Raw genomic sequence first — 23,396 nt, 5'->3', positions numbered from 1 at the left:
GCTACGACGAAAGCAGTGACCGTGACTGGTGACCAAACCTCCCACGTGCATCCGCCGGCCGACCCCCACGGAGGGACGGTTCCAGGACGGACCTTCCGGGGCAGGCTCCAGGGCCTGTGGCATACGGTCGTCGGCGTGGTGGGCCTGGTCATGGGGCTCCTTCCGCACGTCCTGCACCACATCGGGCTGCTCGCAGGGACCGCGCTGGTGGCAGGATCCGGCGGCACCGCGCTGTTCGGGGCGCTGGGGCTCCTTGCGTCCATTCCCATGCTCGTCCGCCTCTACCGGCGGTTCGGCAGCTGGGTAGCACCGGCGCTGGGACTGCTGGTCTTCGCCGCCATGTTCTCCCTGTCAGCGTTTGTCATCGGCCCGGCAATCAGCGGCACCGGAGGGGACGTGAACCCCGCCCCGGTGCCCACAGTGGACCACACCGCCGATCACACCGGAGGCCACTGACCACCCGGCAACCCGGTGCTCACCCGGGCCAGCGGATCGTGTGGGTGAAGGCTATTTCGCGCCGGCCAGGACATAGCCGGAGGAGCTTACGGCCTCAGCCAGCGCCTCCCGGTCCGCGGTTCCGGTGATGCTCAGCCGGGACGTGCCGCCCGGGACCAGGTCCACCTGTGCCGATTCAACCCCGGACACTCTGGACACGGCCTGTTCAACGGTCTGGACGCAGTGTCCGCAGGTCAGCCCTTCCAGGGCGTACTGCGCACCGGAAGCCTGAACCTCCGACGTTCCAGCGGTCGGAGCCCCAACCTGCGTTTCGGCGGTGGGGGAGCAGCAGCTGCAGCCGTGCTGCGCAGTGGAGGCAAGGGGGAGCTGGGTTCGTGTTTCGGTTGTTCCGCACATGTCAGTTTTCCTTCGAAGCGAGGGATAGGAAAGGGCTGTTGCGGTTGAACGGCTGTAACGGCCGGGGCCTGGACAAACCACGTCACTGGCAACACCCAAAGAATACCCCCTAGGGGTATTTTACGCAAGTGCCATCACAGGTCCGGGCGGCAGACATACCGATCGGTAATGCGGGCCGTTAGGCTCTACCCGGTCAGTCGCACCCGGGCAACACTCAGGGTATGAGCAGTCTTCCTGACCCGTGGCAGGTCCCGACCGGGCGGCCGTCCCGGCCCTGGACGCAGGCCCTGCTTACCGTGCTCATTGCCGCGGCCGCCGTGTATCTGATCTCAAACCATTGGCTGCACGTCCTGGACGCCCTGCCGTACCTGGGCGTGGTGCTCATGATGGGAATGTACCTGTTCATGCACGGCGGCAATAGCGGCCACGGCGGCCACCATGGTGCCGGCCGGCCCGGGGGCGGGGAAGGATCCGGACATGTCTACTGATTACGGATACGACCTGTGGTGGCTGGTGATTATCAATTCGGCTGTGTTCATCATCTTTGCCTTCAGTTTCATCCGGCCCAGGACGAAACTGGGATGGAGGGCGCTGGGCGGATTTTCCGCGTTCATCGTGGCGCTGTTCACGGAGATGTACGGCTTTCCGCTGACGATCTACGTGCTCTCGGGATGGCTGGGGAACCGGATACCGGGCCTGGATCTCCTGAACCACAATTCTGGTCATTTGTGGCAGGACCTGACGGGATGGCAAGGGGACCCGCACCTGAGTCCGCTGCATCTGCTCAGCAACGTGCTGATCGCCGCGGGGTTCATCCTGCTCTACCGGTCCTGGCAGGTCCTCTTCGCGGCCCAACGGGACCACCGTCTCGCGACCACGGGACCCTACGGCACGGTGCGCCGTCCGCAGTATGCTGGTTTCGTGATCATCAGGGCCGGCTTCCTGCTGCAGTGGCCTACCCTGCTGATGTTCCCGGTCCTCGTCATCGTGTATTTGCGCCTGGCCCGGAAGGAGGAGCGCCTGATGGACGCCGAGTTCGGCGAAGACTATGCCGCCTGCCGACGGCAGGTCCCCGGATTCGTCCCCCGGGTCGGACGCCGCCCCCGCCGGCACCGGACAGAAACTGTAGGAGTGCCCATGAGGCCCGGACGGCCGGACATGGCCGGGGAGATGACGGCATGCTGTTTCTGGCGGTAAAGAACCTTGTCCAGGAAAAGACCCGGCTGCTGATCAGTGTCGGCGGGGTGGCGTTCAGCGTGCTGTTGATCATGAGCATCCAGGGGCTGTACCAGGGCTGGAGCAACAAGATCGGCGAATACATCCGGACCGTGCCGGCCGACTACTGGATTACCCAGACCGGTGCGACGGACATGTTCCACACCCCGTCCGTGCTGCCCCTGACCGTCCGTGATTTCCTCACCGGCGTTGAAGGGGTCGGCAGCGCCAAACCGTTCAGCGGCCGCCGGGTCGCGTTCGCGCACAACGGCAGGGACATCAACCTCTACGTCATCGCCGACGACACGGAGAACAACGTCGGAGCCCCCGCACGCGTGGTCGAGGGCAAAGCCGTGCCGGATAAGGGGGAGATCATCATCGACCGGGTGGTCGGGCGAAGCGAGAACATCCGCATCGGGGACACCATTCCTGTCGCCGGCAGGACGCTGAAAGTTGCCGGCTATTCCGAGGGCGGATACATCCTCAGCTTCTCCTTCGCGTTCGCGACCAAGGAAGACGCCGAAAGCATCCTCCAGCTTCCCGGAGCCACCAACTTCTTCCTCGTTACCGTCAAAGACGGCACCGACGCGGCCGGGGTTGCGGCGCGGATCGAAGCCGACCCTGCGGTGGATGCCATCACCAAGGACAGGTTCGTGGAAAACAATACGAACATCGTCCGGGACACGTTCCTGCCCATCATCCTGGTTCTGTTGCTGATCGGCATCGCCGTGGGCATGACCGTCATCGGCCTGACCATCTTCACCTCGACCATCGAAAAAGCCCGCGAATACGGGGTACTGAAGGCCATCGGGGTGAGCAACCGCCAGCTCTACACCGTGGTGGTGGAGCAGGCCGTCACCGCAGCCGTGCTCGGGTACCTCGCCGGGGCGGTCCTGGCCCTTGCCGTTAGCGCCGCAGCGGGAACCTATGTCCCCGAGTTCATCACGGAAATCCGCTGGCTCGATGCGGCCTGGATTTTCGCTGTCACCGTGGCCATGGCCGTGGTGTCCTCGCTGCTGCCGGTCCGCCGACTGGCCCGCATCGACCCGGCGGAAGTGTTCCGGGCATGAACGTCGTCTCGGTCGAAGACGTGTCCAAGACCTTCGGGGCAGGGCACACCGCGGTGACCGCCGTGGACCACGTATCCCTCAGCGTTGAGGCCGGGGATATTGTGCTCGTGATGGGGCCCTCCGGGTCAGGAAAAACAACCCTGTTGTCCATGATCGGGACCCTCATGTCCCCCACGGAGGGCCGGATCCTCATCTCCGGGCAGGACACCTCCACTCTCGGACCGGCGCAGTTGTCGCGGCTTCGGTTGCACGAATTCGGTTTCGTCTTCCAGACCTTCAACCTGCTCTCTGCACTGACGGCGGAGGAAAATGTCATGATGCCCCTGCTCACGGCCGGAGTGCCTCGGAAACACGCCCGGGCCAAAGCCCGGACGGCGCTGGAACAACTCGGGCTCGGGCACCGGCTGCGGAACCTGCCCCGGGACCTCTCCGGCGGGGAGAAGCAACGTGTGGCCATCGCCCGGTCCCTGGCCAACGACCCCCGACTGATCCTCGCCGACGAGCCCACGGCCAACCTGGACGCGAAGACCGGCCAGGACGTGACCCTGCTCCTGTGTGAAACGGCCTGCCGGGAAAGCCGGGCCGTCATCATCGTCAGCCATGACCAGCGGCTCCGAACGGCAGCCAAACGGGTCATCACCATCGAAGACGGACGACTCACAGCCGAAGAAGCCGGGGGACACAACCTGAACTGCGGCATGCATCCCGGAGCGGTGCCGTCATGAAGATGACCGATGAAGAACTTCTCGCAGCACTGGCTGACCCGGCCGAAGACCGGCCCGGATGGAACGGACCAGCACAGAAATCGACGCCGGATTCCGCCTACTCTCGGGCCCGACTTTGGCATCCCCGGCTTCGGACGATTCGGCTGCGGCGCTGACAACGCAATGGCCGATGTGTTCTTCGAGGAGCCCGATGCTGACCGCGTTCCTTCACACATCTTAAACCGGCCCGGTATGATCGCCGCAGAGGACGAAACCTACGAGCGCTATTCGCGATGAACAGGGGGTGGGGAAAGGTGCGTTATTCCATGGGATGGCACCATGATTTTTCCTACCTGGCCACAATCACCGCGGTCCTGTCGTTTCTCGTCGCCATAACGGGAATTCTTGACCTGCCGATGACGTCTGCTCAAGAAACCGGACCGGGCGCTACATTGCACACAATCACGGCGTCCTACACGGAAGACTCCGAATCCGTGGGCATCCTGCTTATCTTTTCAGCTGACACCGTTGTGGCTGCGGATCAGGACCCGGGGGAACAACCCGTTCCGTCCCGTACGGAACACTGCCCCATGAACCTGGGCTTGTCTGTGGCGTGCCCTGATGTGCTGTCGCCTGCCGTCCTTGCCTCATCACTCCCAGGACACCCCGGCAGCACCCCTGCTGCCGATGCAGCAGCACAGCCGGGCGGGGCGCTGCCCGAGGCCCCGGGAGCACAGCTCCACCCTGTGTCGCTCATCCGCCTTTCCATCAGCCGCGTATAGGAGACGTCTGCCCTCCGGACCCTGATCCGGCGGAGGCATCGTCGTCCACTCCCTGCATCCAGGCGCCTGAAGAATACGTACCCCGGCAACAACCAGGCCGTCGGGCCCGGCAAATCTCATTTCCAGGCTCACAACCGCTGTATTGCCCGGTCTTCGCGCCAGGAGAGCGACGGCTGGACACTTCTTGAACAACCAGCTTCAACTTCTAACGAGTCCTGAGAGGAATTTCCGGCATGAGTAATAGGACACAAACCGCGGTCATGGAGGTGTCGGGTGTCCACTGGGCCTCGTCCAAGAGCGTCGCTGAAGCCATGCTCTCCCGTCGGCCCGGCGTGCTCAGCGTGGAAGCGAATCCGGTCTCGCAGACCGCTAACGTCACTTTCGACCCGGCGAAGACCTCCATCGCCGATCTGGCGAGCTGGGTGCGAGACTGCGGCTACCACTGTTCCGGCCAGTCCGTGCCTGACCATATCTGTGATCCGATGCACGAAAGCGGTTCAGCGCCGTCGGCACGTGCTGGCCACGGTACCGCCGAGCACCGTCCGTCGGCCCATGAAGGGCACACCGCCCCCGCCCCCGAAAGCCCCGAAAGCCACGCGTGTCATGAGGGTCATGAGGACGGGGTTGACGCCCCTACCGGTCATCCCCAGCGTGCGTCCCGGGATGCCCAGGAGATCATGGGGCACGGCGGCCACGGGGGCCATGGCATGTCGATGGCTTCCATGGTCCGTGACATGCGGAACCGGTTCGTTGTGGCAGCCACACTGTCGGTGCCGATCACCCTCTGGTCCCCGATCGGAAGGGATGTTTTCGGGTTCACGGTCCCGGCCCCCTTCGGCTTGCGGGACGACGTCTTTGCGCTGGGTCTGTCCCTGCCTGTCATTTTCTATGCGGGCTGGATCTTCTTCGACGGCGCCTACCGGGCGCTGCGTGCCCGGACCCTGGACATGATGGTCCTCGTCGCCGTCGGTGTCGGGGCCGGCTGGGTCTACAGCCTGGTCGTAACCGTGACCGGGGGCGGCGATGTCTTCTACGAGGCCGCCACCGTTCTGGCCAGCTTCGTCCTGTTGGGGCACTGGTTTGAAATGCGCGCACGGGGCGGGGCGAACGACGCCATCCGGACGCTGCTCGAACTCGCCCCGGCCAAGGCGCTGGTGATCCGTGACGGTGATCCGGTGGAAGTCCCCACCTCCGATGTCCTGCCCGGAGACCTCCTGCTCGTCCGCCCGGGGTCAAAGATTCCCACGGACGGAACTGTCGAGGACGGCGAATCCGATATCGATGAATCGATGGTCACCGGCGAAAGCCTGCCGGTGGCCAAGACCGTTGGCTCCAAAGTCATCGGTGCCACGGTCAACACCACCGGAACATTGAGGGTCCGCGCCACCAAGGTCGGCGCGGACACAGCCTTGGCACAGATCGTCGCGCTGGTCCAGGAAGCCCAGAACTCCAAAGCCCCCGGGCAGCGCCTTGCCGACCGGGCAGCGTTCTGGCTCGTCCTTGTCGCACTCATCGGCGGCAGTGCCACCTTCGCCGTGTGGTTGCTGACCGGGGCAAGCCTCCAGACCGCACTGCTCTTTGGCATCACGGTTGTCGTCATCACCTGCCCCGACGCACTTGGCCTGGCTACCCCCACGGCCATTATGGTCGGCACCGGCCTGGGCGCCAAGCGGGGAATTTTGTTCAAGAACGCCACCGCACTGGAAACATCTGCCCGTATCGAAGCCGTTGTCATGGATAAGACCGGCACCCTGACCCAGGGCAAGCCGGAAGTCACCGACTTCATCGCCGTCGGCATCGACGATGACGAACTGCTTGCCCTCGTGGCCGCCGTGGAACGGGAATCCGAGCACCCCCTCGCCGCCGCCGTCGTCAACTATGCCGCGGGCAGGGGCGTGCCCTCCCTGCATGCCGCGGACTTCCGCAATGTTCCCGGACACGGCGCCGGAGCAACGGTCCAGGGACACCAGGTGTTTGTGGGCAACCGCAAGCTCATGGCCGCCCAGGGCATTGACATCGGCCCGGTGGCCGACCAGCGGCAGGAACTGGCGTCAACGGGGCGAACGGCGGTCCTGGTTGCCGTGGACGGCCGCGTGACAGGGGTCATCGCCCTTGCCGACGCAGTCCGCCCGACTGCAGCTGCGGCTGTCGCGGCGATGCACGAAGCCGGCATCGAAGTCATCATGCTCACCGGGGATAATGAGGCAACCGCCAAGCGCATCGCCTCGCAACTGAACATCGACACCGTCATCGCCGAAGTGCTGCCCGGGGACAAGACAGCAAAAATCGCAGAACTGCAGAAAGCCGGCAAACGGGTCGCCATGGTCGGGGACGGCGTCAACGACGCCCCGGCGCTGGCACAGGCTGACCTGGGCATCGCGATCGGGGCGGGGACGGATGTGGCCATCGAAACCGCCGATGTTGTCCTGATGCGCTCGGATCCGCTGGATGTTCCCATCGCCTTGCGCATCGGCAAGGGAACGCTGCGCAAGATGCGGCAGAACCTGGGGTGGGCCATCGGTTACAACGTCATTGCCCTGCCCATTGCTGCCGGCGTCTTCTTCACCTCCCTGGGCATCAGACTCAGCCCGGAGATCGCTGCGATCTCGATGTCCGGCTCCAGCGTCATTGTCGCCGTCAACGCCTTGCTACTCAAGCGCCTGCGCCTGCCGGAGCCGGGAGAGGCCACCGGCCGCACGATCAAGACCGAACCTGCCCCGGAGCCAAGCGGCGTCCGCTAAACGCCGCCCCTTCGGCCCGTCCCCGTTACTTTCACCGAGAGGCAGGACCTCCCATGACAGACGAACAGCAGCCGCAAACCCGGGAACCCGTGCTCAGCCCGCTCCGGCTTGAACAAATTCATGCCTGGTGGCGGGCAGCGAATTATCTGTCCGTGGGACAGATCTACCTCATGGACAACCCGCTGCTGCGCGAACCGCTCCTGCCTGAGCACATCAAGCCGCGGCTGCTGGGGCACTGGGGGACCACCCCGGGCCTGAACTTCATCTACGCCCATTTGAACCGGGCCATCATGGACCGGGACCTGGACATGATCTACATCATGGGCCCTGGGCACGGCGGACCGGGGCCGGTGGCGTCGGCCTGGCTGGAAGGTACCTACAGCGAAACGTACCCCGATATTTCCCTGGACTTCGTCGGGATGAAGCGGCTGTTCCGCCAGTTCTCTTTTCCCGGCGGCATCCCCAGCCATGTGGCCCCGGAGACACCAGGCTCCATCCACGAGGGCGGCGAGCTCGGATATGCGCTCTCGCACGCCTACGGCGCAGCATTCGATAACCCGGACCTCATCGTGGCGGCCGTCATCGGTGACGGGGAAGCAGAGACGGGCCCGCTGGCCGCGAGCTGGCACTCCAACAAGTTCGTGAACCCAGGCCGGGACGGCACCGTCCTGCCGATCCTGCACCTGAACGGCTACAAGATCGCGAACCCCACCGTCCTGGACCGGATCAGCCATGAGGAACTGGACTCGCTGTTGCGCGGGTACGGCCACACCCCGTATTACGTGGAAGGTTCCGACCCGGAACAGATGCATCAGGACTTCGCCCGGACCCTGGACGCCTGCCTGGAGGAGATCCTTGAGATTAAGCGCCGCGCGCGTGAGGACGGCCGGACCGAACGGCCCCGCTGGCCCATGATCGTCCTGCGCTCTCCCAAAGGCTGGACCGGGCCGGCTGAAGTGGACGGGCTGAAGGTGGAGGGAAGCTGGCGTTCGCACCAGGTGCCCTTCACCCAGGCCCGCGAAAACGACAGCCACCGCGCCGTGCTGGAACGGTGGCTGCGCAGCTACCGCCCCGAGGAACTCTTCGACGAAGCGGGGGCTCCGGTGGCGGCGGTCCGCGCGTTGCAACCGGCCGGGGAACGGCGCATGAGCGCTAACCCGCACGCGAACGGAGGGCTGTTGCTGCGCGACCTGCGCATGCCAGACTTCGCCGACTATGCCGTGCCCGTGGCCCTTCCCGGCACCGGGGCCGTGGAATCCACCCGGGTCCTGGGCACGTTCCTGCGGGACATCATGGCTGCGAACATGGACAATTTCCGGGTCTTCGCCCCGGACGAAAACAACTCCAACCGGCTGGGGGCCATATTCGACGCGACCGACCGGGCCTGGAATGCCCGGACCGTTCCAGAGGATGACCATCTCGGCCGCGACGGTCGGGTCATGGAAATCCTCTCCGAACACACCTGCCAGGGCTGGCTGGAAGGCTACCTGCTCTCCGGCCGGCATGGATTCTTTTCCTGCTATGAGGCGTTCATCCACATCGTCGACTCGATGTTCAACCAGCACGCCAAGTGGCTGACCACGACCAACGACATCCCGTGGCGCCGGCCGGTCGCTTCCCTGAACTACCTGCTGACCTCTCATGTGTGGCGGCAGGACAACAACGGGTTCTCGCACCAGGACCCCGGATTCATCGACCACGTGATCAACAAGAAGACCGACGTCATCCGCGTCTACCTGCCACCGGACGCCAACACGCTCCTGTCCGTGGCCGACCACTGCCTGCGCAGCCGCCAGTACGTGAACGTCATTGTCGCCGGCAAGCAGCCGCAACTGCAGTACCTGGACATGCAGCAGGCTATCGTGCACTGCACCAAAGGCATCGGCATCTGGGACTGGGCCAGTTCGGATGCGGACGGGGAACCCGACGTGGTCATGGGCTGCGCCGGTGATGTGCCCACAATGGAGACCCTGGCCGCCGGCGACATCCTCCGCGGGCGGTTCCCGGATCTGAAGATCCGGGTGGTCAACGTTGTTGACCTCATGCGCCTGCAGGATGACACGGAACATCCCCATGGCCTGTCCGGGCGGGACTTCGATGCCCTGTTCACCACGGACAAACCTGTGATCTTCGCGTACCACGGCTACCCGTGGCTGATCCACCGCCTCACGTACCGCCGGACGAACCACGGCAACATCCATGTCCGCGGCTACAAGGAGGAAGGCACCACCACGACCCCGTTCGATATGTGCGTGCTCAACCAGCTCGACCGGTTCAACCTTGCCATCGACGTCATCGACCGGGTGCCCCGCCTCAAGGACGTTTCGGCGCACGTGCGCGAGGAACTCAAGAACAAGCTCATCGAGCACCGGCAGTACATCCGCGCCTACGGCGAAGACATGCCGGAAATCCGGAACTGGGAGTGGACGTCCGCACCGGGCCCCGCCAACAAACCGGCTGATGAAGTAGCGGAACCGGCGTAGCATGGCGCAGGTCCATGCGGGCGGCAGCCGCCCCTCCAGTGATTCCCTGCATGGCGCAGCATTGCCCTATCAGGCGGTGCTGTTCGACATGGACGGAGTTGTCACACAGACCGCCGCCGTGCACGCGGCAGCCTGGAAGCAACTCTTCGACTCCGTCCTTCAGGACCCCCGGCTCGCCGGGCGCCCACGGAGGGATCCGTTCGACGAGGACGCGGACTACCGGCGGTACGCCGACGGCCGGCAGCGCGAGGACGGAGTCACCGCCTTCCTGGCCTCCCGCGGCGCCCGGCTTCCCGCCGGCAGCCCGGACGACGGGCCGGAGGTCTGGTCCGTCCACGGACTCGGCGCCCGCAAGAACGCCCTGTTCCTCCAAGCCGTGACCCGCAACGGCATCCAGGCCTACCCCGGGACCACCGCCCTGCTGGCCCGCCTGCATGCCGCAGGAATCCCCGTGGGCCTGGTCACCGCGAGCCGCAACGCCCGAGCCCTGCTGACGGCTGCCGGCCTCGATGCCGGATTCGACGTCATCATCGACGGGCAGACCGTTGCCGAGCAGTGTCTGCCGGGTAAGCCCGACCCGGCCATGTTCCTCGAGGCAGCGCGCCGGCTCGGCGTGGCACCCCGGCATGCCGCGGTTGTCGAGGACGCCGCTGCCGGTGTCCAGGCAGGACGCCGCGGCGGATTCGGTCTGATCGTCGGCATCGACCGCGCGGGGCATCGGGAACAGCTGGAGGACGCCGGCGCCGACATTGTCCTGGGCGACGTCGCTGAGCTGGACCTGGGGGTTTCACGCACCGATCCGTGGACGCTGGTCTACGAAGGGTTCGATCCTGCTCACGAAGGCCACCGGGAGGTGCTGACCGCCCTGGGCAACGGGTACATGGCAACGCGCGGAGCCCGGCCGGAGCACATTGACGACGGCGTCCACTATCCCGGGACCTATTTGGCCGGTGTCTACAACCGGACAACGGGCACCATTCACGGCCGCGATCTGGAAGAAGAGCATCTGGTCAACGTCCCTAACTGGCTGCCGGTGGATGTTCGCATCGGCGCCGGGCCGTGGTGGTCAACGGGGGATATCCATGTCAGCGATGAGCGAACCGAGCTCGATCTGCGCCGGGGCCTGTTGACTCGCCGCGCAACCCTGACGGGCCCGGACGGTGAACAGCTCACCGTCGTGCAGCGGAGGCTGGTCTCCATGCACAATCCCCACCTGGCCGCGCTGGAGACGACCCTGACGGCCCGCGGCTTCAGCGGGACCGTGGGCCTCCGTGCGGGCATCGATGCCCGGGTGGCCAACACCAACGTCCGCGACTATGCCGGCACCGGGCAGCGGCACCTGAGAGATCCTGAATTCACGGACGCGGACAGCAGCACCGTCCTGTGCGCCGTCCAGACCAGCCACAGCAGGATACGCATCGCCTTGGCCGTCCGGACGGTGTTCGACGGCGCCCCTGCGGCAACGCCCCGGCACGCCGGGAGCGACGGCGGACGGTACCAGCGGCAGTTCGACCTCCGGCTGACCGACGGACAGCCGGCCACCATAACCAGGACCGCGTCGCTGGCAACCTCCCGCGACGGCGCCATCTCCTCGCCTGAGGCCTCAGCCCTGGCCGGGCTTTCCCGCGATAACACGGGCTTCACCGCACTGCTCACGGACCACGAGGCGGCCTGGCGGCGCCTGTGGGAGCGGTTCGGGATCAGCCTCGACGGCGACCGGCAGTCCCAGCTGGTACTCAACCTGCATGTGTTCCACCTGCTGCAGACAATCTCCGTGCATACCGCCGCCCTGGATGCCGGCGTACCGGCCCGGGGCTTGCACGGGGAAGGCTACCGCGGTCACGTCTTCTGGGACGAACTGTTCGTCTTCCCCGTGATCGGGCTCCGCCTCCCTGATGTCAGCCGGGCCCTCCTGGAGTACCGCTGGCGCAGGCTGGACGCTGCGCGGGGCGCCGCACGCGCGCAGGGACTCCAGGGGGCGCTCTTCCCCTGGCAGAGTGGCAGCGACGGACGGGAGGAGACGCCCCGCCAGCTCTACAACGCCCGGTCCGCCCGCTGGATGCCGGATAACTCCAACCGCCAGCGGCACGTCGGACTCGCCGTCGCCTACAACGCCTGGAAGCACTTCCAGGCCACGGGGGACCGGGACTGGCTGACGGCCCGCGGCGGGGAAATGATCATCGAAGTGACCCGGATGTTCGCCTCGCTGGCCACCTATGATCCGGTAAAGGACAGGTTCCACATTTCAGGGGTGATGGGGCCCGACGAATACCACGACGGGTACCCGGACACGCCCGGGACCGGACTGCGCGATAACGCCTACACCAACGTGCTTGTCTCCTGGCTGTGCGAACGCGCCGCCGATGTGCTGGACGAACTCGCGGGCCATCCCGGCGATGACCTCACTGACCGGCTGCAGGTCACCGAGGATGAAATCAGCCACTGGTCCAGGATCAGCCGCAGGCTCGCCGTGCCGTTCCATGCCGACGGGGTCCTCAGCCAGTTCGATGGTTACGAAGACCTGGCAGAACTGGACTGGCCGGACTACCGTGCCACGTACGGCAATATCGGGCGGCTCGATTTGATCCTCGAAGCCGAAAACGATGCCACCAACCGGTACAAACTCGCTAAGCAGGCTGACGTCCTGATGCTGATCTACCTGCTGGGGCCCGCAGGGGTGATCAGGCAGCTGCACCGGCTCGGCTATCCGTTCGCGGAGCCCGACTTGGAGCGCACCGTGGAGTACTACCTGGCCCGGACGGCCAACGGATCGACGCTCAGCCGGGTGGTGCATGCCTCGGTACTCGCCCGGATTGACGAATCCCGGGCCTGGCAGGTCTTCCGTGAGGCCTTGGTCTCCGACCTGGACGATACCCAGGGTGGCACGACCCGGGAAGGTATCCATCTGGGCGCCATGTCCGGGACGGTCGATGTCGTCGTCCGGGCTTTCGCCGGCCTGCAGACGGAGGCCGACGCGCTGACCTTTTCTCCCCGGCTCCCGGCCCGGCTGGGATGTGCCGGGTTTCAGATCCGGTACCGGGGCCACCGCATCGATGTGTCCCTGACGGCGGAAGCCCTCCGGATCCGGCTGCAGCCCTGCAGTGCACCCGCTGTGCGGATAGGTGTCGAAGGAATCTATGCGCAGCTCGCCGGCGGGGCAGACATGGACTTCCCCCTGGTCCCAAAGACCGCAAAAACAATTGGGGCTGAGGACCACCATCGACGAAACAACGCAACCGCAAGTGGGAGGCATACCAATGAGTAAGACCAGAGTGGCCGTCAACGGATACGGAGTCATCGGCAAGCGGGTAGCCGACGCGGTCCTGTTGCAGCCGGACATGGAACTGATCGGCGTCGCCGATATCATCACCGACTGGCGGATCCGCTCCGCTGCGGGACGTTTTCCCCTGTTCGCATCCACCGTCGAAGCGCGGGACGCCATGGTCCAGGCAGGCCTGACCATCTCCGGAGACCTGGACGACCTGGTGGCCCAGGCGGACGTCGTCGTGGATGCGACACCCAAACATGTGGCGGCCGGCAATCTGCCCCGCTACCGGGCGGCAGGTGTGAAAGTCGTCCTGCAAGGCGGTGAATCCCATGACACCACAGGGCATTCATTCGTGGCGCAGGCCAACTATGACAGCGCACTGGGCCGGGACATGACCCGTGTCGTCTCATGCAACACGACGAGCATCGTCAGGGTACTCGGTGCTCTGCAGGAAGCGGGCCTGCTGGCCAGGGCCCGCGGAGTCCTCATCCGCCGTGCCACCGACCCCTGGGAGTCGCATCTGGGAGGGATCATGAACACGATGGTCCCGGAACCGAAAATACCTTCCCACCAGGGCCCGGACGCCCGGACCGTCCTGCCCGATCTCGATGTCGTCACCATTGCGGCCAAAGGAGCGCACACCCAGACCCATAACCATTACTGGACGCTCCAGCTCACCCGAGCCGCCAGCCGGGGGGAGGTCCTCGCTGCGCTGCGGGGCGCCCCGCGGATTGCGTTCATCCGGATGTCTGACGGGCTCGTCGCCCTTAACTCCACCATCGAGCTGATGAAAGATCTGGGCCGGCCCCGCGGAGACATGTGGGAAGTCGCCGTCTGGGAAGACCTGGTCACCGTCCTGGACGACGAAGCCTATCTGACCTACCAGGTTTACAACGAGGCCATCGTCATACCCGAAACCATCGACGCCATCCGTGCCCTGACAGGGTCCGCGCCGGACGCGGCAACGTCAATACGGATTACCGACGCCACATTGGGCATCCGGCAGGACTTCCTTGCGCAGAGTGCGTCTGGTGCGGGAATGGTAGGGCCATGAACCACGACCACCAGCACCCCGAACAGCCGGCCGGCACTTCCGTCCCCGGTGGCCAGCCATCGGACCGGCGATCCCCGCTGAACTTCGGACCCGGCCCGGGGGGCAGCCCTCTGCGCCGCACACTGACCGTCCTCGCCGTCGCCGCGGCCGTCATCTACCTGCTGACCAACCACTGGGTGCATGTGCTCGATGCGCTGCCCTACATCTTTGTGGTGGGGATGCTGGGAATGCACTTGTTCGGCCACAGCGGTCATGGCGGGCACGGCGGAGGTGGTGAAAATCATGACAAGCGATGAGTCCGGGTACAACCTGTGGTTCCTGGTGATTCTGAACTCTGCCATATTCATTGTTTTCGCGTTCAGCTTCGTCAAACCCAAAACGAAACTGGACTGGCGGGCCTTGGGCGGGTTCGCCGCGTTCATCGTCGCGTTGTTCACGGAGATGTACGGTTTTCCGCTGACCATCTACTTCCTCTCCGGCTGGCTGGGCAGCCGGTTCCCGAACCTGAGCCTTCTGACACACAATTCAGGGCATCTGTGGCAGGACCTGATGGGCTGGCAGTGGGACCCCCATCTGAGCCCCCTGCACCTGCTGAGCAACGTGCTCATAGCTGCCGGCTTCATGCTGCTGTATCAGGCATGGCGCGTTTTGTATGCGGCACAGACGGAGCACCGGTTGGCGGGCACCGGTATCTACGCCCGGCTCCGCCACCCGCAGTACCTGGGGTTTTTGACCATCATGGTCGGTTTCCTGCTGCAGTGGCCCACCCTCCTCACCCTGATCATGTTCCCGATCCTGGTTGTCGTTTACCACCGCCTTGCCAGACACGAAGAGAAGAACATGGCGGCCGAATTCGGAGAGGAGTACCTCGCCTATGCCCGCAACGTTCCAGGCTTCATCCCCCGATTCGGCAAAATCAGAAGCGCACCGCGCGTTCACGGCCCTGACCAACCTCAGTAGCCATGCTTCGGCGGGCCGGTCACACCATGCAGGAACCATCTATGTAAGGAGCCATCCATGCCAATGACACCTGGATCTGGAAGATCCGGCCAACGCGACACCAGACATCCAGGACCGGGGCGGTTCTGTGCCGGAAGAACACGCGCGGCTGTCCTGCTGGCCTGTTTCTTCCTCGTCGGGGGAGTTATATCAGCCCCACTGGCATCCGCCCATGAGGGAGATCCTTCGTCAGAGGAATATCTGTTGGTTCAACAGGCGCTGGGGCACCTCGTCCACGATCCGGGCAATGTTGGTCCGGCCCTGGAGAAAATCGACGCGGCCCTCGCCGAGCCGGACCAGGACGGGGTATCCGTGGCTGATCTCCAACAGGCCAAGGCTGCGCTCCAGGCCGGAAATTCAGCCCAGGGACGTGCCTTGCTGCAGGAGTCCATCACGGTGGCCCTGAGCTCGTTGGAGCCGGCGACCGGCGGTGAGACCGGAACAACACTCGTCCTCGATGCCCTCCCGCCCCGCGGGGAGCTAACCGGGGCGGACTGGGGGTTTTTGACGGTATCCCTACTGGCGGTTCTCACGGGATTGTTGCTGGCATACGTGTTCCGTCCACATGAAAATCTCCGCGAGTTGCGGTTGCTGCTGGCCTGGAGGCACAGACGCCGGGACTTACCTCCCAAACATGAGCGGTCACGCCGAAAGGATCAGGGTATCTGAGATGAACGATGAACCGATGACCGACAGCGGGCGGCCCCCGGCACCGGCGCAGCGCCGCGGACGCGCCCGGCGCATACTGGATGTGATCGATGAGCGGCTGGGCATCGGCGCCCTGGGGTACGCCGTCCCGGAACACGCCAACTCCCTGGCCTGGAGCCTGGGGGGCGTCACGGCGGCAGCCTTCGGAATCCTGGTGGTGAGCGGCATTGTGCTGGTCCAGTTCTACAGCCCCACGCCGGAAACGGCGAACCAGTCGGTCCGCGGTATCGTCACGGACGTCTGGGGCGGAAGTGTGCTGCGTGGCGTGCACTTTTGGGCGTCCCAGGCAATGTATGTCACCGCAGCCCTGCACCTAATCAGGGTTTTCGTTACCGGATCATTTAAACGCCCGCGCGAAGGCAACTGGCTCATCGGCGTGGCACTGTTTGCTCTGATCACCCTCGCCCTGTTCACCGGAACAGTCCTGAAGTGGGATCAGGAGGGCTTTGAGGCGCTGGGGCACAATGTGGAGGTCGGGGCCCTGCTCGGCGGGGCCGGATTCTGGTTTTCCGCCGAGTTCGCGAATCAGGTGTCGATCCTGGTGCGGATCTACGGCGCGCATGTCGTGATTCTGCCGGGAACCATCCTCGTACTCGTGACTCTGCACGGGCTTCTGGTAAAACGCCACAAAATCTCTCCCCACCCATCGCTGCCGGCCGATATCTCAGGGGAACAGGCTGCGACTGCGGAACCAACCGAACCGTTCACCCATCACCTGCGCCGCATCGGCGCGTTCGGCCTGGTGCTGGCCGGCGTGCTCGGGATCCTGGCGGTGTTCCTTCCACCCCCGGTAGGTTCTACGCCGGTCGCCGGAATCGAAGTGACCCGGCCCCCATGGAATTTTTGGTGGCTCTACACCTTGGAAGACTGGTTTGGTCTGCCCGCGATCCTTTTTGCCGAGGTCGCGTTTTTCATCATCCTGGCCGCGGTTCCCTTTGCGGACCGAAGCCGGAACCGTCTGTGGCGACGGCGCCCCGTTTCGATTGCCGCCGGCCTTGTGCTGTTGCTGAGCATCCTGACGCTCACACTTCTCATTTTAGTCATTCCGGTCAAAGAACATCTGGGGGCATGAGCATGCCCACGTCACCAACATTTCCTCCCCGCGGCCGACGGGCACGACGGGCATTTTGGATGCTCGTCGCGGCTGCAGCGCTGGCGGCAGGTTCACTGACGTGCGCCATCGGCGCGGCCCCTGCACCTGTCACTGGCTTATGGACCGCCGTCAGCGGAGCGGTCCTGGCCGTTTCGCTGAGCCTCGCTGTGCGTATTCTCACCCTCCAGGACCGGACACGCAGGGCACCGGACCAAACCTTCAGGACAAGTTATGAAGGCCGGCAGTGATTGCTGCCGGACGCTCAGCGCGTGAACGACGGCGTGCCCTGCAATTGTCCGGCCGATCCAACTGCCCAAGTCACCTGGTCAGTTGTGCCCAGTCTCCAAGTGCGTGCACAACAAGTTGTCCACCGTACCGGGCTGAATCTTTATCCGGCTCAAGGCAGTTGAAACCGGCAGATTTCCCGGCCGACCCGGGCCGGTACTCTTAAACGAAGACAGCCCAACGGAAGGAGGAAAGACCATGACAGCAAGCCTGTCGGCGCGCGCTGTGTCCTTCCTCTGCAGGGTGGCCCTGTTGGCCGAGATGCTGACCATCATCGCCGGGATTCTGGGCATGCGCATCATTACCGCGTCGTCCTGATGCGCTCGGAAACACCCAAGGCCACCACTGCGCGTGCGGTCCGGCCGCTGGCCCCTGCCGGTAACCGCTAGGCTGACCCGCATGGACATCCGGCTCATCTCCCGCGTGCTGTTCCTGCGGGCCGCCTGGCGGAGAAGGGACCACTGGGACGCCGCGCGGATCAGCGCACACCAGGAACACGCCCTGCAGGAGCTGCGACGGGCAACCTACGCCGGCTCGGAGTTCTACCGGCGCCGTCACGCCGGCCTGCACGACGCTCCCCTGGACCGCCTGCCGTCGGTGACGAAAGCGGAGCTGATGGACCACTTCGACGAGGCCGTCACTACACCGGACCTGAGGCTGGCGGATCTGGAGAACCACCTGCGGTCCCTGACGCAGAGCGGTGGCGATCCGGGGATGCCGTGGCAGGGCCGGTGGTGGGCTGCAGCAACGGCCGGGACCACAGGCCGGCGCGGAACCTTCGTCTGGAACCGCGAAGAATGGGCGACCGTCCTGGCATCCTACGCCCGCGCGAACGACTGGGCCGGGATCTCCGCTGGGTTCACCCACCCCCTGAAGATGGCCCTGATAAGCTCCCGCATCCCCACGCACCAGTCCGCGGTCGTCGGAGCCTCGCTCCGCTCCGGACTCGTCCCCACCCTCCGCCTGGATGTCACCGCGCGCATGGATGAGACGGTGGCCGCGCTGAACCGGTTCCAGCCCAGGGTCCTGGTCGGCTACGCCTCAGCACTCAAACCCTTGGCGACGGAGCAGCGCGCGGGCCGCCTGCGCATCTCGCCGCAGGGTGTCATGTCCGCCTCCGAAGTGCTCAGCCCGCACACCGCGACGGAACTGGAAGCGGCATGGGGAAGCGCCCCCTTCGACGTCTACGCCGCCACCGAAACGGCCGGCATCGCCTCACCGTGTACCTACCGGAACCGACATGTGTACGAGGATCTGCTGATTATTGAGCCTGTGGACGAGGCCGGGAATCCCGTGCCCGCGGGGACAACCGGGGCGAAGCTTCTTGTCACAGTCCTGTTCTCCCGCACCCTGCCGCTGATCCGCTATGAAATGTCCGACACTGTGAGGCTGGGCGGAGGGGGATGCCCCTGCGGGCGCACTTTCACCCTTCTGGAGGACATCGAAGGGCGGGTCGAAGATGTCCTGCAGCTGCCAGGCAAGGACGGCGCGGTCAGCGTCCACCCTATTGTGTTCCACCACGTTCTCGACGAAGCCGGAAGCGCGGGGTGGCAGGTCATCCAGGAGCCCACCGGGCTACGCGTGCTCCTCGCGGGCCTCGCTCCCGGAGCCTCCACTGAAGGAGTTCGGGATGCCGTGACCGGCGCGCTCAACGCAGCCGGCGTCAGTCCCCTCCGAGTCGAGGTGCAGTTGGTGGAACATGTTGAACGGACAGCCCTGGGGAAATCACCGTTCGTACGAGGCCTAACCCCACCGCAATAGGGCTCTTTCCCGTGCTGGGGCTCACGACGCCCAGCGTGAGCTCCGGTCAGAACCGGCGTCGGAAAACATGTTGTGCAGTAAACAGCTAGCGTAGTCTCGTTGATTCATTTACGACGGCCATGCCTTCGGTGGCCAATCCCTCCACCGATTCCAGGATGGAGTTGCGGGACTGCGGATCGACACCAACAGTCGGTTCATCCAGGATCAGCAACGTGGGACGGTGAAGCAGTCCGATTCCGATGTTCAGCCGGCGCTTCATCCCACCAGAAAACTTCTTGGTCTGGTCGCCGGCCCGGTCGGCCAGCCCGATGAGTTCCAGCACCTCTTCGGTCCGGGAAGTGAGTTCCTGGCCCCGAAGTCCCTGGAGGCGGCCAAAGAACCGCAAGTTCTCGCGGGCGGTCAGGTCCGGATATATGGCCAGTTCCTGGGGGAAGAGGACGATGTGCCGCTTCGGGCCCGTGGTCGAGGGCGTCATGGCTTCGCCAACGACACTGACCGACCCGGCATCGGCGGGGATCAGGCCCGTGACCATGGAAATGATCGTTGTCTTGCCGGCGCCGTTGGGTCCGAGGAGTCCGAAGGTTTCCCCCGCCCGGATCTGGAAGGTTACTCCGTCTACCACCGTTCGTTCGCCAAAGCGTTTAACCAGGCCTGTCACCGCCAGAACTTCGTCAGTCCGGGTTCTCACCTCCGGAGTCGCTGCCAGCCGCATCTCAGGCTGCCGCGCAGCAATCTTTGATGAGTCCTGTTCCGGCGCATTCACGGACATCGTTAATTGCGGCAACGGCGTGGCGTTTATCCGGGTACTGTCCGGAAACGGCGAGCACCGTCCCGTCCGGTGCCACAAGCGTGAACCGGACCTGTGATTCCTTGTCCGTGAACAGTTCGAATGATCCTGCCATGCGCTTGCTCCTTCCAAACTTCCTCGTTCGGGCCTTGGGCGGGGGTAGTCGTGCCAATGCTTCCAGAGCGGAACCACCTTTATCAGGGACGAAGGTCCCGGTATCGAGACAAAAGAGCGTGAAACCCTGGGTCCGGAAGCCCTGGCTGTGAACCACGGACGGCCATAGGGTCAAATTTATGACTCAGACAGATTTGAGGGACGCGGTGATGCGCTTCCCGTTGGTGGCCGGAACCATCGCGGCGGGGGCGGTCGTTGCGGTGTTGCTGGCCGCGGGTGAGGATTCGGCGGCCCAGTGGTTGGCCAGTGTCTTCGCCCTGCTTGTTGCTGCCGGCCGCACTGTCTCCATGATCAGGGCGTTGCGCAGCGGCCGGTGGGGCATTGATCTTCTGGCGGTGACTGCCATTGCCGCGACCGTGGCGGTAGGGGAGTACGTGGCAGCCCTGATCATCGTGCTGATGCTGTCCGGTGGCGAAGCCCTGGAAGAGATCGCCCGGGGGCGTGCTACCCGGGAACTCAGGTCCTTGCTCGAGCGCGTCCCGCACACAGCCCACCGGGAACTTCCGGGCCTGCCCCCCCGAAGACATCCCGGCCGGCGACGTCCGGCCCGGCGACACTCTACTGATCAAGCCCTCGGAAGTGCTTCCCGTGGACGGATTGCTCCTCTCCGGGACCGTCAGTTTCGACGAATCCACTTTGACGGGTGAGAGCTTACCGGCGGAACATGTCAAAGGCGACACGCTGCTCAGCGGATCCGTCAACGGCGACAACGCCGTGCACATGCTGGCAACCGCCACGGCGAAAGACTCGCAGTACAGCCAGATCGTGGCGCTGGTCCAGGAAGCGGCGTCGAGCAGGCCGCCGGTGGTCCGGCTCGCCGACAAATACGCTATCCCGTTCACACTCCTGGCTTTTGCCCTGGCAGGGGCCGGCTGGTACTTCAGCCAGGATCCAGTGCGGTTTGCCGAGGTCCTCTTCGTCGCCACCCCGTGCCCGCTGCTCATTGCCGCTCCCGTCGCATTCCTCGCCGGTACCAGTCGGGCAGCCCACGCAGGAATCATCATTAAGAGTGGCGGAACCCTTGAGCAGCTTGCCCGGGTGCGAACGGCGGTTTTCGATAAGACCGGCACCCTCACTCACGGCCGCCCGACCCTCCACGCCGTCCGGATCTCCAAGTCCTCAGCACCTGATATGTCTGAGGACAGGCTGTTGCAGCTGGCGGCTTCGGCAGAGCAGTACTCATCCCATGTCCTCGCCTCTTCCGTGATTGAGGCTGCCCGGCGCAGTGGGCTCCGGCTGCTGGCGGGCAGAAACGCGGTTGAGCACACTACGCAGGGAGTCACTGCCAGCTGCGGCAACCAAACCATCATGGTGGGCAAGCCTGACTTCGTACGCTCGGGCACGTCAGGCTTCGAGGAGGCCGACGTGGCCAGCGGACAACTGGCTGTCTACGTGGGCGTTGACGGACGCTTTGGGGGAGTCTTGATCATGAGCGACCCACTCCGGGAAAACGCGGTTGACACGCTGACCGCGCTGCGCCGGCTGGGCATTGAGGAAACTCTCCTGGTCACCGGCGACTCGTTGGCCACCGCCGAAAAAATCGCTGCAGAGACAGGGATCTCCCGGATTCAGGCAGGGTGCCTTCCGGGTGACAAAGTCTCCATCGTCGCAGGGCTGCGGGAGCGCCCGGTCATGATGGTGGGCGACGGCGTGAACGACGCCCCCGTCCTGGCCGCCGCCGACGTCGGTATCGCCATGGGTGCCAAGGGCGCAACGGCGGCGAGCGAGTCAGTCGACGTCGTGATCATGCTCGACGACCTGTCCAAGGCTGCGCTGGCCGTCGACATCGGACAGCGCACGGTCCGGATTGCGCTGGCGAGCATCTGGACCGGAATCCTGCTGAGCATCGGCCTGATGATTGCAGCGGTCTTCACCTATCTCCCCGCTGTGGCCGGTGCCCTCCTCCAGGAGCTGGTGGACCTGGCGACAATCCTTAACGCCCTTCGTGCACTGCGGCATGGCGGCCGGGTGCGCACGACGGCGTCAGGTGGCACACCGGTCAGCGTCGCCGGCGTGAAGTGAGGGCCGGCGTCGTCATCCCACCTGCGTCACCTCACCTGCCGCCCGGAGGTACTTGCCCCGGCGAGTCCAGCGGAGGCCACCAGCCCGATGGCGGGGTGATCACAAAGCGCCGGCCGCTGACCTCAGTGGGCGTTACCCGCACCAGATGGTCCTTGCTGCCCGTCTCCCAGGGCGAAAGCCCGGCGTCTGCGGCCTCCTGGAAGGCTTCCTGGGTGTCCACAACTTCGGCGGTCCCCTTGATGATGACACTCCATGCAATGGTGCCGTAGGCGTTCAAGCCGTCGGCTTCCAACGCAACCGGTTCGCCGCCACGAACAGCATCCAGTTTGGTGCCTGGACCGGTGCGGAACACCACGGTCCCGTAGTCGGGGACGTAATTCACCGGGAAGATCTCAGGCCCGCCGCCCGCAGTGATGGCGATCCGGCAGACCGAAGCGGATCGGAGGTACTTCCAGCAGTCATGAATGTCGAGGACTTCCGTTTCCGGTCCTGAGCCGTTTCCTTGCATGCCGGGGTTCCTCCTACTCGTGCTTCCTGCGTTGGATAGGGGTGATTACGGCAGGGCACGGCAGGTTCGTCAGGACCGCGTGTGCCGTGGAACCGAGCAGCAGCCGTTTGAAGCCGCCCCGGCCGCGGCTTCCCACCACGAGCAGCCGGGCGGCAGCCGCGGCCTGCACCAGCGCGTCCGCCGGTTCCTTTTCGCTTTCCAGAATCTTGTGCACCACAAGGTCCGGGTAATCCTCGCGGAGGCCGGCCACCGCTTCGGAGAGAACAATCTGTTCTTCTTCGTCAATCAGCTCGGCAAGGCTGCTGGTCGGCAGGCCGGCCTTGACCCAGCGGTTGGGGCCGCTGAAGGCGAACAGCACTGTAAGCTCCTGGCCCTCCCTGTCCGCCTCGGCCGCTGCGAACGCGACGGCCTGGGTGGACTCCTCCGAACCGTCCACGCCCACCAGGACTCCGCTGCGGCCTTCGAGGTCATGCATTCCGACGACGGCGACCGGACACTTCGCCGCGGCGGCGACCTGCAGGGCCCGGTCGGTGAGCGAACCACCCAAATGGGTGCCCCCGGAGCCCACCACAAGCATGGACACCTTGGTGGAGTACTTACCCAGTGAGCCGGCGACGCTGCCTTCCAGGAGTTTCGTGGTGATTTCGATCGGAACGGTGCCCCTCACTCGCCCGGCGGCAGTTTCCAACAATTCGCCACCTTTCTCCAGCAGCATGTCGGTCCAGGGGATAGGTTCCGCCACCCAACGGTCATCCACGACGTGGAGGATCACCAAGGGCTCGCCGCTGCGCTCGGCCCGGCGCGCAGCCCACACTACGGCCGCCTGGCTCTGGGCTGAATCATTGGTGGCGACGGCGATTGGCTTGGAGGATCTCACGGCAGGCCTTCCT

23 protein-coding genes are annotated in these 23,396 nt (G+C 65.0%); 17 read left to right on the top strand and 6 right to left on the bottom strand.

Annotated elements, in window-relative coordinates:
* The first annotated feature begins 21 nt into the window (after window positions 1-21).
* Window positions 22-456, top strand: coding sequence for a hypothetical protein (locus ABIB45_RS08350; protein ID WP_354155582.1), 435 nt, complete (start codon window positions 22-24; stop codon window positions 454-456).
* 51 nt (window positions 457-507) lie between these two features.
* Here ABIB45_RS08350 and ABIB45_RS08345 read toward each other — a convergent pair whose 3' ends face one another.
* Window positions 508-852 (bottom strand): heavy-metal-associated domain-containing protein, encoded by a 345-nt coding sequence (locus tag ABIB45_RS08345; RefSeq protein ID WP_354155581.1) that lies wholly within the window; start codon window positions 850-852, stop codon window positions 508-510.
* 221 nt (window positions 853-1,073) lie between these two features.
* Between ABIB45_RS08345 and ABIB45_RS08340 the strand changes: the two genes are divergently transcribed.
* The 15 genes from ABIB45_RS08340 (at window position 1,074) to ABIB45_RS08270 (ending at window position 19,015) form a co-directional block, all read left to right on the top strand.
* Complete coding sequence (locus tag ABIB45_RS08340) at window positions 1,074-1,340, top strand: DUF2933 domain-containing protein (RefSeq protein WP_354155580.1); 267 nt, start codon at window positions 1,074-1,076, stop codon at window positions 1,338-1,340.
* Entirely contained in the window at window positions 1,330-2,049 is a 720-nt protein-coding gene (locus ABIB45_RS08335; protein WP_354155579.1) for a methyltransferase family protein, read from the top strand. Before ABIB45_RS08340 ends, ABIB45_RS08335 begins: the two co-directional genes overlap by 11 nt.
* Window positions 2,031-3,137, top strand: coding sequence for an ABC transporter permease (locus tag ABIB45_RS08330; RefSeq protein ID WP_354155578.1), 1,107 nt, complete (start codon window positions 2,031-2,033; stop codon window positions 3,135-3,137). Before ABIB45_RS08335 ends, ABIB45_RS08330 begins: the two co-directional genes overlap by 19 nt.
* Complete coding sequence (locus tag ABIB45_RS08325; RefSeq protein ID WP_354183293.1) at window positions 3,134-3,862, top strand: ABC transporter ATP-binding protein; 729 nt, start codon at window positions 3,134-3,136, stop codon at window positions 3,860-3,862. Before ABIB45_RS08330 ends, ABIB45_RS08325 begins: the two co-directional genes overlap by 4 nt.
* A gap of 9 nt (window positions 3,863-3,871) precedes the next feature.
* Entirely contained in the window at window positions 3,872-4,138 is a 267-nt protein-coding gene (locus tag ABIB45_RS08320) for a hypothetical protein (RefSeq protein ID WP_354155576.1), read from the top strand.
* A gap of 29 nt (window positions 4,139-4,167) precedes the next feature.
* Window positions 4,168-4,623, top strand: a complete 456-nt coding sequence (locus ABIB45_RS08315) for a hypothetical protein (protein WP_354215418.1) — start codon at window positions 4,168-4,170, stop codon at window positions 4,621-4,623.
* Window positions 4,624-4,856: 233 nt separating this feature from the next.
* A complete protein-coding gene (locus ABIB45_RS08310) occupies window positions 4,857-7,364 on the top strand; it encodes a heavy metal translocating P-type ATPase (RefSeq protein WP_354155574.1) in 2,508 nt (835 codons plus the stop codon).
* A 53-nt stretch (window positions 7,365-7,417) separates the two neighbouring features.
* Window positions 7,418-9,847 carry a phosphoketolase family protein gene (locus tag ABIB45_RS08305; RefSeq protein ID WP_354215417.1) on the top strand — a complete coding sequence of 810 codons (2,430 nt, stop codon included), beginning with the start codon at window positions 7,418-7,420 and terminating at the stop codon, window positions 9,845-9,847.
* A gap of 1 nt (window position 9,848) precedes the next feature.
* Window positions 9,849-13,112, top strand: a complete 3,264-nt coding sequence (locus tag ABIB45_RS08300) for a beta-phosphoglucomutase family hydrolase (protein WP_354215416.1) — start codon at window positions 9,849-9,851, stop codon at window positions 13,110-13,112.
* The gene (locus ABIB45_RS08295) at window positions 13,105-14,169 is read left to right on the top strand and encodes a type II glyceraldehyde-3-phosphate dehydrogenase (RefSeq protein WP_354155571.1); all 1,065 of its coding nucleotides are present in this window, start codon (window positions 13,105-13,107) and stop codon (window positions 14,167-14,169) included. Before ABIB45_RS08300 ends, ABIB45_RS08295 begins: the two co-directional genes overlap by 8 nt.
* Window positions 14,166-14,465, top strand: a complete 300-nt coding sequence (locus tag ABIB45_RS08290) for a DUF2933 domain-containing protein (RefSeq protein ID WP_354215415.1) — start codon at window positions 14,166-14,168, stop codon at window positions 14,463-14,465. The genes ABIB45_RS08295 and ABIB45_RS08290 overlap by 4 nt, the downstream gene beginning before the upstream one ends.
* The gene (locus ABIB45_RS08285) at window positions 14,452-15,129 is read left to right on the top strand and encodes a methyltransferase family protein (protein WP_354183287.1); all 678 of its coding nucleotides are present in this window, start codon (window positions 14,452-14,454) and stop codon (window positions 15,127-15,129) included. The genes ABIB45_RS08290 and ABIB45_RS08285 overlap by 14 nt, the downstream gene beginning before the upstream one ends.
* A gap of 243 nt (window positions 15,130-15,372) precedes the next feature.
* Window positions 15,373-15,837 (top strand): hypothetical protein, encoded by a 465-nt coding sequence (locus ABIB45_RS08280; protein WP_354155569.1) that lies wholly within the window; start codon window positions 15,373-15,375, stop codon window positions 15,835-15,837.
* Between the two features lies 1 nt (window position 15,838).
* Window positions 15,839-16,948, top strand: a complete 1,110-nt coding sequence (locus tag ABIB45_RS08275; protein ID WP_354155568.1) for a cytochrome b N-terminal domain-containing protein — start codon at window positions 15,839-15,841, stop codon at window positions 16,946-16,948.
* Between the two features lie 705 nt (window positions 16,949-17,653).
* Complete coding sequence (locus ABIB45_RS08270) at window positions 17,654-19,015, top strand: phenylacetate--CoA ligase family protein (RefSeq protein ID WP_354183286.1); 1,362 nt, start codon at window positions 17,654-17,656, stop codon at window positions 19,013-19,015.
* Between the two features lie 85 nt (window positions 19,016-19,100).
* Here ABIB45_RS08270 and ABIB45_RS08265 read toward each other — a convergent pair whose 3' ends face one another.
* The 3 genes from ABIB45_RS08265 to ABIB45_RS08255 form a co-directional block, all read right to left on the bottom strand.
* Complete coding sequence (locus ABIB45_RS08265) at window positions 19,101-19,637, bottom strand: ABC transporter ATP-binding protein (RefSeq protein ID WP_354215414.1); 537 nt, start codon at window positions 19,635-19,637, stop codon at window positions 19,101-19,103.
* A 91-nt stretch (window positions 19,638-19,728) separates the two neighbouring features.
* Window positions 19,729-19,917 carry a YegP family protein gene (locus ABIB45_RS08260; protein ID WP_354155565.1) on the bottom strand — a complete coding sequence of 63 codons (189 nt, stop codon included), beginning with the start codon at window positions 19,915-19,917 and terminating at the stop codon, window positions 19,729-19,731.
* Window positions 19,918-20,100: 183 nt separating this feature from the next.
* The gene (locus tag ABIB45_RS08255) at window positions 20,101-20,367 is read right to left on the bottom strand and encodes a hypothetical protein (protein ID WP_354215413.1); all 267 of its coding nucleotides are present in this window, start codon (window positions 20,365-20,367) and stop codon (window positions 20,101-20,103) included.
* Window positions 20,368-20,384: 17 nt separating this feature from the next.
* On the opposite strand from ABIB45_RS08255, the gene ABIB45_RS08250 reads away from it, so the two are divergent.
* On the top strand, window positions 20,385-21,998 hold the full coding sequence (locus ABIB45_RS08250) for a heavy metal translocating P-type ATPase (RefSeq protein WP_354215412.1): 1,614 nt from the start codon (window positions 20,385-20,387) through the stop codon (window positions 21,996-21,998).
* A 31-nt stretch (window positions 21,999-22,029) separates the two neighbouring features.
* Here ABIB45_RS08250 and ABIB45_RS08245 read toward each other — a convergent pair whose 3' ends face one another.
* Window positions 22,030-22,506 carry a pyridoxamine 5'-phosphate oxidase family protein gene (locus tag ABIB45_RS08245; protein ID WP_354155563.1) on the bottom strand — a complete coding sequence of 159 codons (477 nt, stop codon included), beginning with the start codon at window positions 22,504-22,506 and terminating at the stop codon, window positions 22,030-22,032.
* Between the two features lie 13 nt (window positions 22,507-22,519).
* Window positions 22,520-23,383 carry a universal stress protein gene (locus ABIB45_RS08240; RefSeq protein WP_354155562.1) on the bottom strand — a complete coding sequence of 288 codons (864 nt, stop codon included), beginning with the start codon at window positions 23,381-23,383 and terminating at the stop codon, window positions 22,520-22,522.
* Window positions 23,384-23,396 lie beyond the last annotated feature (13 nt).

It is taken from the genome of Arthrobacter sp. UYCo732, assembly GCF_040547265.1.
In the GTDB taxonomy this organism is placed as follows: Bacteria; Actinomycetota; Actinomycetes; order Actinomycetales; family Micrococcaceae; genus Arthrobacter.
This window is presented reverse-complemented; position numbering and strand designations above follow the sequence as displayed.